Raw genomic sequence first — 16,718 nt, forward strand, 5'->3', positions numbered from 1 at the left:
TGCGCTGAATTCGTCTTCAAGTCAAGGCAAACAGCCGTTTCAAATCAGTGTTGTAGGTTGCCGATGTGCTCCTTGACCACCAACTCGGCGAAATACATGGAACTGGTGAAAGCCGGGGAAATCGAGTTGAGGATGTGGACGCTGTTCAACGCTTTTTCGGTGACGAAATCCATGACGAGCCGGTTCGTCCTGATGTCCACGAGCTGCGGCCGGATGCCCGCCTTGGAGGACGGGAGCATGTCCTCGGGCCTGAGTTCCCTGACGAGTCTGGCCGCATCCCTGAAGAAGTGTTTGAAGAAGTATTTGCGCGGTTCTTCCAGGGCGATGGCCCGGAATTTCTCGTTCTCCATGAACATGCGCGCGTCGCGGAATAGAATTTCCGGAACTTCCGCGTCCAGTCCCTTGAGGATGCCGTAGTTCTCGCGTCCGAAGGCGGGGATGGCCGTCGGGCCGACATAGACGTCGCCGTGCACGCTGCGGGTGAAGTGCACGCCCAGAAACGGATTCTTGATGTTCGGGACAGGGTAGATGGACCCTTTGATCCTGTCGGCGGCTGGTTTGGCGAGCTTCCGGTATATGCCCTTGAACGGAAGCAGACGGTAGTTTTCGGCGATGCCGAAGGCCTGCGCCACTTTGTCGCTGTATGCTCCGGCCGCGTTGATGAACAGCTTGTGGCCTATGTCGCCCTGGTTGGTGGAGACAGTGTTCGGCCCGGTTGCGCCGATAAAACGCGTGTTGAAGAAAAATCGGACCTTTCCGCTGGTTTCCAATTCTTCGCGGAGCGCGTCGAGCACGCGTTTGGGATCGACCACGCTGGTCAGGGGGGAAAACAGGGCGCGGTCCACGGTGCGCGCGTTGGGTTCGATCACGGCCAGCCGTTTCTCGTCGATCATCTCCACGGTGCCGCCGTTGGCCGTGGCCCGCCGCAGGAGTTCGTCCAGAACTCCCCGCTCGTCCTCGGTTCGCGCTACGATGACCTTTCCCGATTTGAAAAGGGGCAGCCCCTTTTCCTCGCAAAAGGCCGTCATGCGCCGGTTGCCTTCGAGGCACATCTTGGCCTTGAGCGTGCCAGGATCGTAGTAGATGCCCGCGTGGAGCACGCCGCTGTTCCGGCCAGAGGCGTGTCTGCCCTGTGCCGGTTCCTTGTCGAAGACGACGATGTCGTCGCATCCGGCAGCGACCAGTTCGCGGGCGATGGTCAGCCCGAGGATGCCCGCTCCGCAGATAACGATGTGCGCGGAGTACATGGGGCTACTCCTTGGTCAGCAGGGAAACTCCCCTTCGGGTGTTCTTTTTCCTGAGCAGGTCCGTGCCCACGATTTCCATGACCACGACTTCGCCGACCAGCCAGATGTCCAGGCCGGGGCGGATGCAGCCCGTAAGGGTTTCGCCGTCGCGCCCCAGAGCTGCGTGCATGTGCAGGACGGGGGCGCCAGACTCGTCCGGGAACAGGGTGCCCAGTCCGATCACTTCGCGGGCCCCGCGCACAGGACACAGGATGGGATCAATGACCTGGGCCCTGCCGTCCTTGGGGCCGGACACCACGTTGCCTTTGTCCGCGCCGCCGATAAGCGTACACAGAGCGGCCTTGATATCGTGTTCCCGGGCGAATTGTTCGAGGCAGCCCGGAAGCCGCTCGCCGTTTTCCAGGCGCAGGGTGAAAACCCTGCCCACATTGCCTTGGCTGTACTGCATGGGAAAACCTACTTGTCCTTGGGCGGGATTTGCCCGCACGGTTTGGTGAAGTCGCACCATTTGCAGCGGTCCCCGGGCCGGGGGGCGAACCGGGAGGCCGTCAGCATATGCCGGATCAATGTCTGTATCAGGAGCGGGGCGATGTCGTCCACAGCCTCGTCCACTTCCTCTTCCGTCCATTTCCCCGGGAAAAGCAGACGCTCGTCGCCGTTTTCGGCCAGGTGGATCAATCCGGCGTTGACCGGGGATTCGCCTTCGGCCTCGGCGTATAGATGCAGGTAGGCCGGGAGCTGTATCGAACGCACGCTGTCCGCCAGGTCGGCCGCCAGGTCAGGGTCGATATCACCCCCGGCGAATCCTTCCATGCGGTCGAGAAGCTCCATGTCCTGCCAGAAACCCGCCTTGGGCATGGGCGCGCCGCCGGTCTTGTAGTCCAGGATGACGACGCCCTTTTCCCGACGTTCCACCCGGTCGATGCGGCCCTTGAACGGAATCGACCGGCCGTCCAGGGTCAGGGACGATTCAAGAGCCTGCTCCAGGCCGAGCAGGGTGGCCGGTTTCTGCTTGCCCACAAATTGTTCGAGGCGATAACACCCGGCCTCCATGAGGGCCATGCGGGTGTCCAGGGGAAGCCTCGCATAGAGCGGCCCGGCCCGGAACGATTCGCTGAACGCTGCGAGCAGCGGGGCGGGATCAAGGCCGGAGAGCTCTTCGCCTGTGCCCACGTGGGGAAGGAGAAATTCCTTGAGCACGTTGTGGACCAGGGAGCCGAATTCGCTGCGGTCGCCTTCTTCGTCCACGGAGTCGATGGGCCTTATGCCGGAGAGGTATTGGTAGAAGAACCGCTTGGGGCAGTTCATGTACAGGTCAAGGCTGGACGGCGACAACCCCTTGTCGGCCAGGCGCTCCTCAAGAGCCAGGCGCACCGCTTCGGTCACCGGAATCGCCGGGAGCCCGGACGGCAGGGAACTGGCCGGGAAAGTAACGGTGCGGATAGCCTTGTCCTTTGCCGTCAGGAGTCGTTTGGCGGACAGTTCCCGCTCCCAGAGCAGTTGCTCGACGAAGCGGCTGCGTACGGACTTCTGGTCGAGCAGGCCGGGCTGGACGCCGTTCTGGTAGTATATGACAGCTTCTTTGGCTCCCATGAGCAGTCGGTAGAAGTTGTAGCCCGAGACGTTGTCCCGTTCGCGGGCGTCGGGCAGGCCGAGGAGTTTGCGCAGGGGGTCCGGAAGGAGTGGATCGAATGGGTTGGTGCCGGGAAGCCTCTCTTCTTCGGCGTCGAGGATGAAAAGCCTGTCGAAATGAAGCAGGCGGGTTTCCAAAACGCCGAGGACTTGCAGCCCCGTCAGGGGATCGGGCTCGAAGGATACGCGTTCCTGGCCGAGCATCCGCCGTAGAAAGGCGTGCAGGGTGGACCTTCCGAATGGCTCGAAGCTTGTTTCCGCCCCCTTGAGTTGGGGGATGACCGAGTTGGTCAGCCGGAACAGGCATTCGGCGTCCATCAGATAGGTATGCCACAGCCTTTCGCCCTGCGCGTGGAGCATCCCGGCCAGCCCGGCCAGGGCTCCGCCCAGGTCCGCCAGTGTGGCCACGGATTCGAATGCGGTCAGACAGCGGTTCAGGATTTCTTTGAGCAGCGGCCCAGCCACGGTTTCGTCCACATCGGCAAGACCGTTTTCGTCCCAGGCCGGTTCCCAGTTCATGGGGTCGATGAACTTTTCGCCACGGCGGATGATCGCTTCCCACAGGTGGAAAAGGGTGCGCAGCGGCTTGTCGTCGGGCCCGAGCAGCCGCAGGTAGGGGTGGCGGATGAGGGCGACCATGTCCTTCCAATAATAACGGCCGTCCGGGGCGCGGTTTTCTTGAAGGGTCAACAGGGTCTCGATGAGCCGAGCCAGGGATGTGCGGGCCAGGGGGTAACCCATGGAGATGTTCGGTTCCAGGTCCGGGTCCACCTCGGGCAGCATGTGCAGCACGGGCAGTAACGCGCCTTCGTCGGGCAGGACTATGGCGGTCCGGTCCAGGGTGCCGTGCTCGCGGACTTCGCGCATGTCTTCGTTCAAACCGGCAAGCTGCGAGTGGCGGTCATATCCTTCGCAGAAGCGGATGTCCGGGCTGCGGGGAGCAGTGTCCAATCTCCCGGGGATTTCCGGGCGCACCCCCCAGCGGGAGAGCCAGGCCGTGTGCTCGGCCGTGGCCCAATGAGGGCGGCCGCCTTCGGCCAGGGCTGGATCGGAGTGCAGTACCGGGGTAAGGATGCCGTGCTCCCAAAGGTGGTTGAAGAGCCGGTCTTCGGTTCCGCTGAGCGCGTAGAATCCGGCAGCCAGCACTGTCCTGTCGTTCAGCGACGCGGCGACGTCGTCCAGGCGGTCGAGAACGAAACGGGCGGACAGTCCCGGCGTGGTCCAGCCCCTGGCGTCGAGCCGGGCAAGGTATTCATGATGGATGGCGCGCAACTGTTCGAGGAGCGCGGCGGCGTAGGCCGAGACCTCGCCTTCCATGTATTCCAGGTCCTGCGGCTCCAGATCCTGTCGCAACAGGTCGTCCATGAGCCGGGCGAGGAGAACGCCCCATGGCAGGAAGGCCTCGCGGTCAAGCTCGGGAAGGCGAGACAGAAGGCTGCCTTTGCGGCCGCTCAGGTCCGCCACGATGCGGTGGAGCATCTCCACCAGATCGAGCTGGTTGGCACGGATGGGCGGAGTGGGCGAGAGGCGGCGGTGCAGCCCGGACACGAAATCCGCGATGGAGGTCATCTCCGGCATGAACGAGGGCCGGGGCATGGCCGGGTGCGCGGCGAGCAGCGCCTTGAGATGGCGGCGCGGGCGGTTGTGCGGAAAGAGGACGGTCAGCTTGCCTGGATCGTCGGACTCAGTGACCATGTCGGCCAGAACCGGCATGAAGTCGATCTGCCAGGGAATCAGGATCATGGGGTTCATCTATGCGTTCCTCACCACTTCGCGAATTTCGCGCCGGTCCAGGTAGACCAGGAAACCTCGCGGCTCGCCGTAGCTGCCCATGGCCGCGAGAATATCCATGTATTCGCGGACCTGCACCTCATTGTGCGGGGCCGGTTGGCCTGTCTTGAAGTCCACTATGACCGCCTCCTCGCCCACGGCCAGTAAATCGAACCGCTTGAATTCGCCGCCGGGAGCCAGCACTTCGGGTTCGCGTGCGCCGACGGCCAGCCAACCGCGCAGCCGCTCGTCGCCGAGCGCCCATTCGGCCATGGCCCGCAGTTCAGCATCGAGTTTATTCCGTTCCGCGTCGGACAGCGCGCCCAACTCCGGAAAGTCCTGCGCGGCCAGGACCATGGCGCGGTCGATGTCCGCATCGGCGTCGCCGCTGACGGCCATGTGTTCCATGACTCGGTGGGCAACCTCGCCGCGCATACGCTCGTTGAAGAAATAGTCGTCCAGGTTGTGGCGGTAGACGCGCAGACGCGGGAGCCAGCCCATGAGGTCGGCTTCGCCTGTTTCCGGGGCCAGTTCGCACGGCTCGGGCCGGGGCGCGCTCGCCGAGGGATGCGTTTCGGCCGGGGTGTCCCCCCGTTCGAATACGCCGTCGTCGTCCAGTTCCAGAAAAAGGTCCATGGCCTTGAGGGTGGCCGGATTGGAGACCCTTCCCGCCTGTTCCGGGAAAAATCCGTAGAGTTCCTCCCGCGCCCTGGTCCAGGCGACATAGAGGAGATTGAGCTGTTCCCGTACGGTCCGGCCCAGGCTTTCCAGGTACGGTCGGCCCAGTTCCTTGCGCAGGGGCACAAGCAGATTGCGCCCCTTGTGTTCGCGAACCACGTAATTGCGGTCCGTGCCGGTCTTCCAGTGGTGGAAGGGAACTATTGTCACCGGAAACTCCAGCCCCTTCGACTTGTGGATGGTCATGATGCGCACGGCGTCGATGTTCTCGGGCAGCGGAACCTTCTCCTGATCGGATTTCTCTTCCCAGTATTCCAGGAAGGCGGACAGGGAGCCGTATCCGTTTTCTTCCGCCAGGTGGATGACTTCGAGGAAGCGGCGCACGTACAACTCGGCTTCGGGATGCCGCTCCAGGACGCGGAAGACGCGCACGGCCTCCATGGCCAGGTCATAGGGAGTCATCAGCCCGGACTGGTTGTAGAAGGGCTCGATAAGCCGCCGCCAGTGGTCGGGGAAGTCCTCGCGGAATTGGACGCCCAAGGGTTTCTTCCAGGGCCGGACGAGCCAGTCCAGCAGTTCGGTTTCAGGCAGTCCGGATTCGGCCAGGAAAAGTTCCTTGCCGCCGATGAAGGCCAGGAAGGCCGCGTCGTCGCGGGGAAAATCAAGGAAGGCGAGGAATCCCGCCAACTGCCGCACCACGGGGTGGCGGTTCAGTTGCAGGGAGTTTTCGGTGATGACCGGGATGTTCTTTTTTACCAGCAGGTCGCAGATCAGCGAGGCATGGGGATGGGAGCGGACCAGGATGCCGATGTCCCGGTAGCTGCGCCGCGCAGTCAGGTCGTCCATGAGCGCGTCGAGGCGCTCCAGGGTCTGTTCCTCGATGTCGCCGGAGCTGCCGCCGGGCAGCCGTTCCATGCGCACGTAGCCACCGGTATTGAGGTGCTTCTCTGGAAGGGATTGGGAGCAGTCCCGGAAGCTGCGCATGAGTTCTTCGGCGAATTCGGCGCGGAAGGAGGCGTCGGCGTCGGGCAGAACGCGTTCCGCCAGGTCGGCAGCCTGGTCAGGGTCTTCGAGATTGGAGAAGAAGTTGTTGTTGAACTCGACCACGTTGCGGTGGCTGCGCCAGTTGTCCGGCAAATTCTCGGCCTTGGCGTCCTCGGCGAGTCCCGCCACCTCGGGCTGGGTCATGACTTCGTCGAACAGGGCCGAGTCGCCGCCGCGCCAGCCGTAGATGGCTTGCTTGACGTCGCCCACGAAGAACAGGCTGCCGCCCTTGGCCAGGCATTCCCCGGCCAGCGGGGTGATGGCCCGCCACTGGTCGCGGTTGGTGTCCTGGAATTCGTCCACCAGCAGGTGGTGCAACCGGCATCCGAGGCGGCAATACGCTTCGGACACGGCTCCGCCGTCCGCCAGCAGGTCGATGACGTGTCCGGCCACCCCTGAGTTGAGAACCGTGCCCTGCCTGCGCTGCAATTCCTCCAGGCCGTTTTCGAGGCGCAGGGCGATTTCGATGGCCGGGGCAAGGAAATAGGCTCCGGCCAGGGTGGCGTGAGCGAGCCGGTAGTCGGCCCATTTGTCCTGGAGACGGGCATAGAAGGATTCGGTCCGTTCATCCACCAGCCCTTTGCCTTTGGCCAGGACGCAGTCCGCCACACTTGTCTTGTGGATGGAAGCGGAGTCGGGGACGGAATCGAACAAGTCCATATTCAGGCAATTGGCCAGGAAATCCTTGAAGTATTTGTTCAGGGGCAGGCCGACTTCCGCTGCATGGGCGGCCATGGCCTCCACGGAGCGTTTGAAGGAATCGTAATCCTCCACCAGCAGATCGGCGATGGCCTTTTGATCCGTGAGCAGGCTGCTCGTGCGGGTCTCCAGGCAGCCGGTCAGTTCGCGCAGCCGGTCGCGGACCGTGTCCTGTACCCAGAAACCGTTGCGCCTTTCCTGCCGGATGAGGGTGCGGACCGCATCGTCCAGAAGGGCGGCCGATGGCTCGTCCGTCTCACACAGGCCCAGGAAGTGGTCGAAGACCGCATCGAACAGCTCGCGCTCGTCGAAAACGATCTCGAAGTCGGGGCGCACGCCGAATTCCAGGGCGAAGAGGCGGAGCAACAGGACCAGCAGCGAATCGATGGTCCGGATATTCAGGCGGTGGTAGCGGCGCAGGATCGCGCCCACCGTGCGCCGGGCCGTGTCCGGCGAGCAGGCCGGGTCCTTGTCGAGGCCCAGGGCGATGCTTTTGAGGCCGCCGACGATCCGTTCCTTCATCTCGGCCGCGGCCTTGTTGGTGAAGGTCACGGCCATGATTTCGGGCCAGGAATATCCTCGGCCGGGGTGGTTGGTGCACACGAAGGTCGCTTCGTCGCCCGCTGCGTCCAGCAGAGCCAGGAAGCGGCGGGTAAGCTGGTACGTCTTGCCCGAGCCCGCGGACGCCTTGACCTGTTTCAGTTCAGACATTTCCTACACCTCGCCCCGGGCGGCTCTTCGGGTGCGCTGGCCGGACAGCACGACCATGAGCACCGCAACGATAATCAGGGAGGAGCCCGCGTAGCCGAGCATGGAAAACTTTTCGCCGAACAGGATGAAGGCGAGCACTGCGGCGACCAGGGGTTCGAAGGTGGCGATTACCGACGCGTGGGTGGCGTCCATGCGCTTCAGGCCCGCGTAGTACACCGAGAATGCCCCGTAGGAAGTGACCAGGGCCATGCCGAGCATAAGCAGCCAGGTTCCCGCGGATTTCGGCACGAAGTCGATGAACGGCAGGAGGAACATTGCGCCGAAGGGCAGGGCGTAGACGAAAATCGTCGGCGTGGGATAGCGGTAGAGGAATTTCTTTCCGAAGATGTAGTACAGGGCATAGGTGAATCCCGAGAGCAGCCCGGCGGACAGGCCGAAGACGTTCATCTCGATGGTCGCCCCGCTCATGAGCTTGGGGCCGAGGCTGATGCAGGTCACGCCGAGGACCGTCATGCCCACGCAGGCCGTCTTGATCAGGGTGAGCTCCTCCTTGAGGACGAGCCTGGAGAGCAGGGCCACCCAGGCCGGGGCCGTGTACAGCAGCACGGCGGCCATGGCCATGCCCACGTCGCGGATGGCTATCTGGTATGCCCCGTAGAACAGGGTCACGCAGATGACCCCGAAACCCAGCAGGGCGGGCAAATCGCTGCGGTGGACCTTGATCTGTCCGGCCACGGCCGCATGGATCAGGAAGAAGACCCAGCCGAACATGGCCCGCCAGAAGGCTATTTCCAGGGCGCTCACGCCCGCGTTCAGGATGAACTTGGTGAATACGCCGATAAGCCCCCACATGAAGGCGGCGGCCATGACATAGAGGAATCCGGGCATGGCTACAGTTCCACCAGGGTCCCGATTCCGGCTTCGGCGGCGCGCTCGAAAACCAGGGCGGCGGTCATGACGTCGTGGGTGGCTATGCCCATGAGAACCGCCCCTCGGAGACCTTCGCGCACGGCCACCCCTTGCTCCGCGCATATTTCACACATGTCGGCGTCGATAGCTTCAGGCCCGGGGTAGCCGTTTTGAAAATAGGTGCCCTGGTTCCGGGTCCAGATGTATTGATTACGGTTGTCGCAGGTGAAGTGCGCGTCCCGGAATACGTCTTCGCCCACGCAGGCGTCGTAGTCCACGGCGATGACCAGACAATCGTCTTTGAGCCACTCCCTGCGCACGGCCCGGACCGGCGACTCGACGATGGGGGTGCATGTGATGAGCACATCCGTGTTTCTGACCGCCGTTTCAAGGTCGGCATGGGCGGAAAAGACCGCACCCGGAACTTTCGGGGCCATGTCGTCGATGAACCGCTGCGTCGCGGCCTCGAAGATGTCGTGGCAGCGGACGTCATTCAGCTTGGGGAAGACTTCCTTCATGGCGAGAAGGTTGACTCGTCCCTGCACTCCCGCGCCCACGATGGTGACGGAGGTTGTTTCAGGGTCGCCGAAGTGGCGTGCGTATACGCCGGACGCCGCTCCCGTCCGCCATGCCGTGATCCAGGCCGCGTCCATTACCGCCAGGGGCAGACCGGTGTCCGGGTCGTTCAGGAGCATGATGCCGGTGATGTAGGGCAGGCCTCGGGCCGGGTTGGGCGGATAACCGGACACGCACTTGACCCCTGCCCGGTCTATGTCCCCGCCGAGGCGGCAGGGCATGGCGTGGATGAAGCAGTTTTCGCGCGGGTGGATGCCGATCTTGGCGGGCATTTCCCCTTCGCCCCGTCCCAGTGAGGCGAAGCCGGTTTCCACGGCGTCCATCACCTCGGTCATGGTGATGCCGAGACGGTCAATATCCTTAGCCGATATCCAGCGTACTTCCGTGCTCATTCCGCTTCCTCTGCGAGGCTGTCCGTTGAATTGAATCCTTCCGCCAGAATGCTTCAAATTCCTTGTCGATGCAACCGGAAACCCTTGCCGGGGAAGGTGGTTGCGCGTATGGTCGACCCATGCTTTTCGAAGGGACGTTCAGCATCGACGCATCCGGCGACGGCAATCGTCTGGACCGGGTTATCGAAGCGTTCTTGCCCGGTTCCGGGTTGCGCTTCAGGCGTCGCCTGTGCGACGAAGGGCGGGTGTTGGTGGATGGCCGGGCCAGGAAGCCCGGATACAAAGTGCGAACCGGACAATTGCTGGAGATCAGGGAAGTGCGGGAGATGACGAAACCCGGAGAATTGGGCTTGAAGATAGTCGAGCGGAAAGGCGGATTCGCCGCCGTCAACAAACCTGGCGGCGTGCATTCGGCGATTATCCCCGGCGGGGTAGAACCCTGCGCCGAAGCCGCTTTGGCCGGTCTTTTCCCGGGCGAAACCCCGGCATTGCTCAATAGGCTGGACTGCCTGACCTCGGGGTTGCTTCTTGTGGCCCTGACACCCGAGGCGCGCGAAGCCTACCTGGAGTATGAAGACGACGGCGCCATCCGGAAATTTTACCTGGCCCGCGTCAAAGGGCGGCTTGACGGCATCGTCTCCGTCCGGAATCGGCTGGACACGGATAACCGCAAGAAAACCCGCGTCTTGGCGGAATCGGACCCGGATTCCCGCCGCTGGACCGGCATCACGGCCCTGTCCCACGACAATGCAGCCGATACCTCCCTTGTGCGTTGCCTCATAATGAAGGGCGCGCGTCATCAGATCAGGGCGCACCTTGCGTCCATCGGGCACCCCATCGTAGGTGATCCTCTCTATGGCGAAGGCGAGTCTCCGCGCGGACTGATGCTTCAGCACCAGCGCATCGACATGCCTGGATTCCAAGCCGAGACCGTTCCGCTTTTCTGATCCCGGTCAGGGCTCGGCTCCGTAATGGGCGAAGATGCTTCCGAGCTCTCCGGATGCCCGCATTTCCTTGATCTTTCGTTCCACCATGTCCCGCAGGGCAGCCCCGTTCGGACAGTGCGGCGAAAAGGCGATTCTGTTGCCGTCGTCGGCTATGGGTTCCGGGTCTACCCGGATCTTGCCGGACACGCCTTTTTACATGGATATGTACCGGAAGGACAGAGAACCCACGAGCATGGCGGTCACGCGGTCGGTAAGAAGACAGTCCAGGTTGGTCTGCAGGCTCAAGGTCGGGTTGCTTTCCGTGTTCGTCACGATTCGGGAGGGGGCCCGTTCGTGTCTATTGAGGTAGGCGTCAATTTCTGGGTTTCCGGTTCGAAGTCCCTTGGGGATGGCGAAACGGATGCCTTCGAGGGAGTGCACGCCGCGGTAGCGCCAGGGATAGCCGTTCAGGGTGGCGAACCGTATCTCGTTTATCATGTCCTGGTTGCGAACGTAGATGAAATTGTCCGACCGGACTGAGCCTGCATAAGCAACCACGTCGTAGAGCCCGTCCAGGGTGTCGCGGATTGCGCGGCCATGCGGCATGTCGTGAAATATCAGGCGGTAGCCCGCCTCTTCGAATGTTCGGCGCAGAACCTCGTGCGTGATGCCGTCGTGCGGGGCTTTGTTCGGGCTTCAGGCCGGCGGGCAGTATGTGGATGTGGCCACATCAATGGTATCTTCCGCATGAGCCAAGGGCGCAAACAGCAGGAAGACCAGCGCCAGGCAGTCTCCGCATTTCATAAAACATACTCCCCTTATTCTCTGTCTTTAACAAAAGAGAAGAAAGAAAACTCCAAAAAATAAGGGGCTGATATGGATAACTCCCCGTTTTCGCGGCAGAACGCAGTGAAGCAAACAACACGTGCTGAAGGCGCTTGCCGGGGATGCAAGGGGCCGGGCCGTTGCCCGTCGGAGGCGAAATCGCCTGATTGTTGCCGCGAAGCGGCTTTCAACGCCTGATGTTACGCATGGGGTGTTAAAAGGGGTAGCTTCCAAAAGAAACGACCCGGCGTCCAAAGGAGGCCGGGTCGTGTCGTTTCGCGGTGTTCCGCGTTATTTCTTGTTGTTGAGCGCTTCCTGCAGCTTGGCGCCGAGCAGTCCCATGGAGCTGGTGTCGGCCTTGCGCTTCGGGGCGAAGTCCTTCCAGTCGCCGTCGTCCCGGGCGTCGCCGGTGGTCAGGGAGATCTTGCGCTCCTTGGGCTTAACTTCGCCCACGACCACTTCCACGGCGTCACCTGCATGGAGTTTTTCGAATGCGGAGGGGTTTTCGGAACGGGCGATGACGGATTTGGGCAGGAGGCCGGTGATGCCCGGTTCGAGCTGGATGAAGATGCCGAACTGCTCCTGCTTTTCGACAATGCCCTCGATCTTCGCGCCTGCCGGGTAGCGGTCCGCCACTCCGGCCCACGGGTCGCCTTCGGCGTCCTTCATGGAGAGGCCAATGCGCTGCTTGTCCATGTCGATGGACTTGATCTTGACCGAGACCGAGTCGCCTTCCTTGACCATGTCGGCGGGCTTGTTCACGCGCTTGGTGTAGCTCATCTCGGAGACGTGGACCAAGCCGTCCACGCCGGGAGCTATTTCCACGAAAGCGCCGAAGTCGGCCAGCCGGACGACCTTGCCGGTGACGATGTCGCCTACGGCGAAAGTGGCGGACAAGGTGTCCCAGGGATTCTGGGCCAGTTCCTTCATGGACAGGGAAATCTTGAGTTTCCCCTTGTCGTCGCGGTCGAGGCGGGTGATCTTGGCCCGGACCTTCTGGCCCACGGAAACGGCCTCTTCGGGATGGGTCACGCGGGCGTAGCCGAACTGGGAAATGTGCACCAGTCCTTCCAGGCCGGGCATGATCTCGACAAACGCGCCGAAAGCCGCCAGCCTGGTGACGGTGCCTTCGATCTCGTCGCCCACCTTGGTTTCGTCCACGAAGGTCTGGGCGGACTCGGCGGCCTCGCGTTCCAGCAGGACTCGGCGGGAAACCACGATGTTCCGGCCGTGGCTTTCCAGTTTGGTGATGAGAAATTCCAGGGTCTGGCCCACGTATGCATCGGGATTGTCCACGAAGCGGGCATCAATCTGGCTGACGGGGCAGAACGCCCGGCGTTGCAGGATGGTCACGTTGAAGCCGCCCTTGCAGGTGGACTCCACCTTGCCTTCCACGGGCAGGCCACCCGACTTGGCCTCTTCGAGCATGGCCAAGCCGCCCACGCCGGAGATGGCGCGGGACAGTTTTATGCCGCCGGAGTCCTTGCCGACGACGTACAGCTCCACGGTGTCGCCTTCGGCTACGGTGCAGTTGCCGTCTTCGTCCAGCAGTTCCTCGCGGTCGACAACGCCGTCCAGCTTGGTGCCGGTGTCGACAAAGACGGAGTTTTCTCCTACCTGGATGACGGTGCCGGACACCTTGTCGCCCACGGACAGGTCATCCCCGCCGCCTTCGCTGTACTGTTCGAACAGTTCGGCGAAGGACTCTTCGCCTTCTTCCACGCCATTACGCTCTTTGAATTCTTCGGACACGTTGTCTCTACCGTTTGGGTAAAAGGGTTAAGTGAGCAGGGCTTTGGCGAAGTCCTTGCCGTCGAAGGGACGGAGGTCTTCCATCTTTTCGCCGAGCCCCACGAAGGTGATCGGAAGCTTGTTTTGCAGGGTCACGGCGACCACCACGCCGCCCTTAGCCGTGCCGTCCAGCTTCGTCAGGATGATTTCGTCCACGCCTACGGCCTCGTTGAACAGCTTGGTCTGGCTGAGCGCATTTTGGCCGGTGGTGGCGTCGATGACCAGGACGTTGCGGTGGGGCGCGCCTTCGTGTTTCTTGCCGACCACACGTTTGATCTTGGTCAGCTCTTCCATAAGGTTGGCCTTTGTATGCAGCCGTCCGGCCGTATCGAGGAGCAGCAGGTCATATCCCTCGGCGATGGCCTTGTCCATGGCCTCATAGGCCACAGCGGCGGGGTCGGAGCCTTCGGCTTTCGCGTAGAAGCCGGTGCCCAGACGGTCGGCCCAGACGCGCAGTTGGTCGATGGCGGCTGCTCGGAAGGTGTCGCCTGCGGCTATGAGCACCTTGCGGCCCTGCATCTGGGCGCGGTAGGCCAGCTTGGCTATGGTCGTGGTCTTGCCCACGCCGTTGACGCCGATCATCATCAGCACCTCGGGCGGGTTGACGGCCTCGATGCGCCGGGGGACCTTGAAGATGTCTTCCAACTCCTCCCGCAGGATGTCCTTGAAATCCTCCGGGTTGTCGGTGCCGGCCTTGCGGGCGCGGGCCTTGAGGTTGTCCATGAGCTGCCCCGCAGCCTCCATGCCCACATCGGCCATGATGAGGATTTCCTCGAATTCCTCCCAGAAATCGTCGTTCAGGGAGGAGTGGGCGGTGAGCAGGGTGTCGATGCGTTTGGTGATTTGCTCGCGGGTCTTGGAAATGCCTTCGGAGAGTTTGAGGAACAGCCTGTCGCGTTCGTCTTCCTCGTCCTCCAGGTCCAGCGCCAGCGCCAGCCTGTATTGCAGTTCGGATTTGAAGTCGGGGACGGCTTCGTAGCCCATGTCGTCCAGCCAGGCTTCGAATTTGCTGATGAATTCTTGAGCTTCGGCATCGGGCGCGCCCAGCGCCTTGAACAGGAAGGACAGTCGGTCCCACAGGTCCTGTCCTTTGCGGTCCACGCCTTCAACGATGATGTTCAGCCATTGGGAGAGTTTGGGTTCGGCCTGGCGAAGGGCCAGGGTCAGTCCCGCCTGCCAGTCTTCAGTGGGCGTCGGGGCAGCGTCGGATGCGGCTTGTGTCGGAGGAGTTTCCGCAACAGGGGCGGTTTCCGCGACGGCTACGGGAGCGGGTTCGGCCTTGGCCGGTTCGTCGAGATCGATCCCGACTTCCCGCTTGTATTCGTCCAGGGCTTGTTGGGCCGCGTCCTCCGGGCTTGCCCACGCCTTTTTCAGTCTGCTAAAAAATCCCATCAGGGCCTCTTCTAATGATAACGTTGTCAGTTCGGGCGTAGTTAATAGCCTACCTCAGTTGTGGTGGCAATAGATGATATTGTGTCCCGTGTATTGCCATTACGCGGCCAAGGGGCTAAGAGCGAGAAAAAATTCACCCAAAGGATGAATAAATGAAACGAACCAAGATAATTGACGCATTGAACGCGCAGGCCCCGTTGAAGGAAATCAGCATCAAGGGGTGGGTCCGCTCCAAACGCGACAACAAGGGCTTTTCCTTTTTGGCCCTGAATGACGGCTCCTGCCTGGGCACTATTCAGGTTGTGGTGGATCACACACCCGAGATCGAGGCCGCTCTCAATCGGGCGGGCACCGGCGCGTCCGTGGCCGTTCTCGGCGAGCTGGTGGAATCTCCGGGGCAAGGGCAGAAATGGGAGGTGCGAGGCCGGTCGCTGGAGGTCATCGGCGAAGCCGATCAGGAAACCTTCCCTTTGCAGAAGAAACGTCATTCCGATGAATTCCTTCGCTCCATCGCCCATCTGAGGCCCCGGACCAACAAGTATGGCGCCATGTTCCGTATGCGTTCCCGGTTGGCTCAGGCCGTGCACAAGTTCTTCGCCGACAAGGGGTTTTTCTACATCCATACCCCGATCATCACCGGTTCCGACTGCGAGGGCGCGGGCGAGATGTTTCGGGTTACCTCGCTGGAAGCGGGAAGCAAGGAGCCTGTCGAGAACGATTTCTTCGGGAAGCCGTCCAATCTGACCGTCTCCGGCCAGCTCTCGGTTGAAATGTTCGCCTTGTCTTTGGGCGATTCCTATACCTTCGGCCCCACCTTCCGCGCCGAAAACTCCAATACTCCCCGCCATGCGGCCGAGTTCTGGATGATTGAGCCGGAGATCGTGTTCGCCGATTTGCAGGACGACATGGATCTGGGCGAGGAGATGATAAAGTATCTCGTCGGCCATATGCTCGATGAATGCGCCGAGGACGTGGAGCTGTTCGCCAAGTGGGTGGACAAGACTCTGATGCCCACTCTTGAGACGATCCTCAAGGAGCCTTTTGAGCGGCTGTCCTACACCGAGGCCATTAATATATTGAAGAAGACCAAGAAGCAGTTCGAGTATCCGGTGGAGTGGGGCATCGACCTGCAAACGGAACACGAGCGGTTCCTTTGCGAGGAGAAGTTCAAGAAGCCGGTGTACGTCTATGATTATCCGAAGACCATCAAGCCGTTCTACATGCGCATGAACGAAGACGACCGTACCGTGGCGGCAATGGACTGCCTGGTTCCGCGTATCGGCGAGATCATCGGCGGGAGCCAGCGCGAGGAGCGCATGGACGTGCTCACTGCCCGTATGGACGAAATGGGGCTCAACCAGGAAGAGTACTGGTGGTACCTGGATTCCCGCAGGTATGGCACTGCCCCTCATGCCGGCTTCGGTATGGGGTTTGAACGTATGCTTATGCTCGTGACGGGCGTGCACAATATACGGGACGTCATTCCGTTCCCCCGGACTCCCAAGAGTCTTGAGTTCTAATTTATAGTAATGTCAGAAACGAAGGCCCGACGGATTCCCGTCGGGCCTTTCGCGTTCTGGATAGCTTCTTTTTGAGGAGTGTCGAAACCTGTTTTATGTCGAGGTAAGCAATTAGCCACGAGCAAATAGGGCGGGGGCGTTGCTTGGTCGGTATGAATAGGGCTTATGTTCTGCGAACCTGTCAGTACGATTGAGTAACGTTGTCGATTTTTGCGCTGATTAAACATAGTGTTATTTAAGTATGTTAAGAAAAGAATGGAGAAGAGATTGAAAAAAAAATGGAAAAACCGCTTGACCTCTGAGGGGGATTCACCTAGAACCTCTTTCGCCGCACGGGGAAGCCCGACTGGACGCCTCGGCGGCTCGTTCTTTCTCAAGTATAATGAATGGTTGATCGCTTTTTGAATTTGGAATAAAGTTTCAGAAAGTGGTTGACGGTCGATCTGGAAAATTCTAGATTGTAATTTCCCGCACCGCGCGGGTCGTTCATTGAGAAGCAAGACATGACTGGTCTTTGACAATTAAATAGCGAGTTGAGCAAAATAGATCACGAATAATCACAGCCCGTTTAATACGAGTTTAGATTGAGTGATCAACATTCTCCAA

Annotated in this window: 13 protein-coding genes; 3 read left to right on the forward strand and 10 right to left on the reverse strand. The window is 61.2% G+C overall.

From position 1 onward, the window contains the following. Positions 1 to 44: 44 nt before the first annotated feature. From lhgO to PSN43_RS10995, 6 genes are read right to left on the reverse strand one after another with little or no spacing between them, the layout of a single operon-like run. A complete protein-coding gene (gene lhgO, locus PSN43_RS10970) occupies positions 45 to 1,247 on the reverse strand; it encodes an L-2-hydroxyglutarate oxidase (protein ID WP_272700763.1) in 1,203 nt (400 codons plus the stop codon). 4 nt (positions 1,248 to 1,251) lie between these two features. After that, positions 1,252 to 1,695 (reverse strand): PPC domain-containing DNA-binding protein, encoded by a 444-nt coding sequence (locus PSN43_RS10975; protein WP_272700764.1) that lies wholly within the window; start codon positions 1,693 to 1,695, stop codon positions 1,252 to 1,254. An 8-nt stretch (positions 1,696 to 1,703) separates the two neighbouring features. After that, complete coding sequence (locus tag PSN43_RS10980; RefSeq protein ID WP_272700765.1) at positions 1,704 to 4,631, reverse strand: PD-(D/E)XK nuclease family protein; 2,928 nt, start codon at positions 4,629 to 4,631, stop codon at positions 1,704 to 1,706. Beyond that, complete coding sequence (locus PSN43_RS10985) at positions 4,632 to 7,781, reverse strand: UvrD-helicase domain-containing protein (RefSeq protein WP_272700766.1); 3,150 nt, start codon at positions 7,779 to 7,781, stop codon at positions 4,632 to 4,634. A 3-nt stretch (positions 7,782 to 7,784) separates the two neighbouring features. Beyond that, positions 7,785 to 8,669 carry a DMT family transporter gene (locus PSN43_RS10990; RefSeq protein ID WP_272700767.1) on the reverse strand — a complete coding sequence of 295 codons (885 nt, stop codon included), beginning with the start codon at positions 8,667 to 8,669 and terminating at the stop codon, positions 7,785 to 7,787. A 2-nt stretch (positions 8,670 to 8,671) separates the two neighbouring features. After that, positions 8,672 to 9,658 (reverse strand): ornithine cyclodeaminase family protein, encoded by a 987-nt coding sequence (locus PSN43_RS10995; protein ID WP_272700768.1) that lies wholly within the window; start codon positions 9,656 to 9,658, stop codon positions 8,672 to 8,674. A 119-nt stretch (positions 9,659 to 9,777) separates the two neighbouring features. Here PSN43_RS10995 and PSN43_RS11000 point away from each other — a divergent pair, with 119 nt between their 5' ends. Further along, a complete protein-coding gene (locus PSN43_RS11000) occupies positions 9,778 to 10,605 on the forward strand; it encodes an RluA family pseudouridine synthase (RefSeq protein WP_272700769.1) in 828 nt (275 codons plus the stop codon). A gap of 6 nt (positions 10,606 to 10,611) precedes the next feature. On the opposite strand, the gene PSN43_RS11005 is transcribed toward PSN43_RS11000, so the two are convergent. Together PSN43_RS11005 and PSN43_RS11010 are read right to left on the reverse strand one after the other, a co-directional pair. After that, positions 10,612 to 10,791 carry a hypothetical protein gene (locus PSN43_RS11005; RefSeq protein WP_272700770.1) on the reverse strand — a complete coding sequence of 60 codons (180 nt, stop codon included), beginning with the start codon at positions 10,789 to 10,791 and terminating at the stop codon, positions 10,612 to 10,614. 6 nt (positions 10,792 to 10,797) lie between these two features. Continuing rightward, positions 10,798 to 11,190, reverse strand: coding sequence for a hypothetical protein (locus PSN43_RS11010; RefSeq protein WP_272700771.1), 393 nt, complete (start codon positions 11,188 to 11,190; stop codon positions 10,798 to 10,800). Between PSN43_RS11010 and PSN43_RS11015 the strand changes: the two genes are divergently transcribed. Continuing rightward, complete coding sequence (locus PSN43_RS11015; RefSeq protein ID WP_272700772.1) at positions 11,182 to 11,451, forward strand: hypothetical protein; 270 nt, start codon at positions 11,182 to 11,184, stop codon at positions 11,449 to 11,451. The two genes, PSN43_RS11010 and PSN43_RS11015, sit on opposite strands and share 9 nt — an antisense overlap. A 249-nt stretch (positions 11,452 to 11,700) precedes the next feature. Here PSN43_RS11015 and PSN43_RS11020 read toward each other — a convergent pair whose 3' ends face one another. Together PSN43_RS11020 and ftsY are read right to left on the reverse strand one after the other, a co-directional pair. Next, positions 11,701 to 13,161 carry a 30S ribosomal protein S1 gene (locus PSN43_RS11020; protein WP_272700773.1) on the reverse strand — a complete coding sequence of 487 codons (1,461 nt, stop codon included), beginning with the start codon at positions 13,159 to 13,161 and terminating at the stop codon, positions 11,701 to 11,703. Positions 13,162 to 13,188: 27 nt separating this feature from the next. Continuing rightward, on the reverse strand, positions 13,189 to 14,592 hold the full coding sequence (ftsY, locus tag PSN43_RS11025) for a signal recognition particle-docking protein FtsY (protein ID WP_272700774.1): 1,404 nt from the start codon (positions 14,590 to 14,592) through the stop codon (positions 13,189 to 13,191). 152 nt (positions 14,593 to 14,744) lie between these two features. Between ftsY and asnS the strand changes: the two genes are divergently transcribed. Next, positions 14,745 to 16,112 carry an asparagine--tRNA ligase gene (gene asnS, locus PSN43_RS11030; protein ID WP_272700775.1) on the forward strand — a complete coding sequence of 456 codons (1,368 nt, stop codon included), beginning with the start codon at positions 14,745 to 14,747 and terminating at the stop codon, positions 16,110 to 16,112. The last annotated feature ends 606 nt before the right edge of the window (positions 16,113 to 16,718 follow it).

Source organism: Desulfovibrio sp. Fe33 (assembly GCF_028532725.1).
GTDB lineage: Bacteria > Desulfobacterota > Desulfovibrionia > Desulfovibrionales > Desulfovibrionaceae > Pseudodesulfovibrio.

Excerpts from the sequence above, each read along its gene's own strand:
- PSN43_RS11000 (WP_272700769.1), top strand. The coding sequence starts at position 9,778 with ATGCTTTTCGAAGGGACGTTCAGCATCGACGCATCCGGCGACGGCAAT.
- PSN43_RS10990 (WP_272700767.1), bottom strand. The coding sequence starts at position 8,669 with ATGCCCGGATTCCTCTATGTCATGGCCGCCGCCTTCATGTGGGGGCTT.
- lhgO (WP_272700763.1), bottom strand. The coding sequence starts at position 1,247 with ATGTACTCCGCGCACATCGTTATCTGCGGAGCGGGCATCCTCGGGCTG.
- PSN43_RS10985 (WP_272700766.1), bottom strand. The coding sequence starts at position 7,781 with ATGTCTGAACTGAAACAGGTCAAGGCGTCCGCGGGCTCGGGCAAGACG.
- ftsY (WP_272700774.1), bottom strand. The coding sequence starts at position 14,592 with ATGGGATTTTTTAGCAGACTGAAAAAGGCGTGGGCAAGCCCGGAGGAC.
- PSN43_RS10975 (WP_272700764.1), bottom strand. The coding sequence starts at position 1,695 with ATGCAGTACAGCCAAGGCAATGTGGGCAGGGTTTTCACCCTGCGCCTG.
- PSN43_RS11010 (WP_272700771.1), bottom strand. The coding sequence starts at position 11,190 with ATGCCGCATGGCCGCGCAATCCGCGACACCCTGGACGGGCTCTACGAC.
- PSN43_RS10980 (WP_272700765.1), bottom strand. The coding sequence starts at position 4,631 with ATGAACCCCATGATCCTGATTCCCTGGCAGATCGACTTCATGCCGGTT.
- PSN43_RS10995 (WP_272700768.1), bottom strand. The coding sequence starts at position 9,658 with ATGAGCACGGAAGTACGCTGGATATCGGCTAAGGATATTGACCGTCTC.
- PSN43_RS11015 (WP_272700772.1), top strand. The coding sequence starts at position 11,182 with ATGCGGCATGTCGTGAAATATCAGGCGGTAGCCCGCCTCTTCGAATGT.
- asnS (WP_272700775.1), top strand. The coding sequence starts at position 14,745 with ATGAAACGAACCAAGATAATTGACGCATTGAACGCGCAGGCCCCGTTG.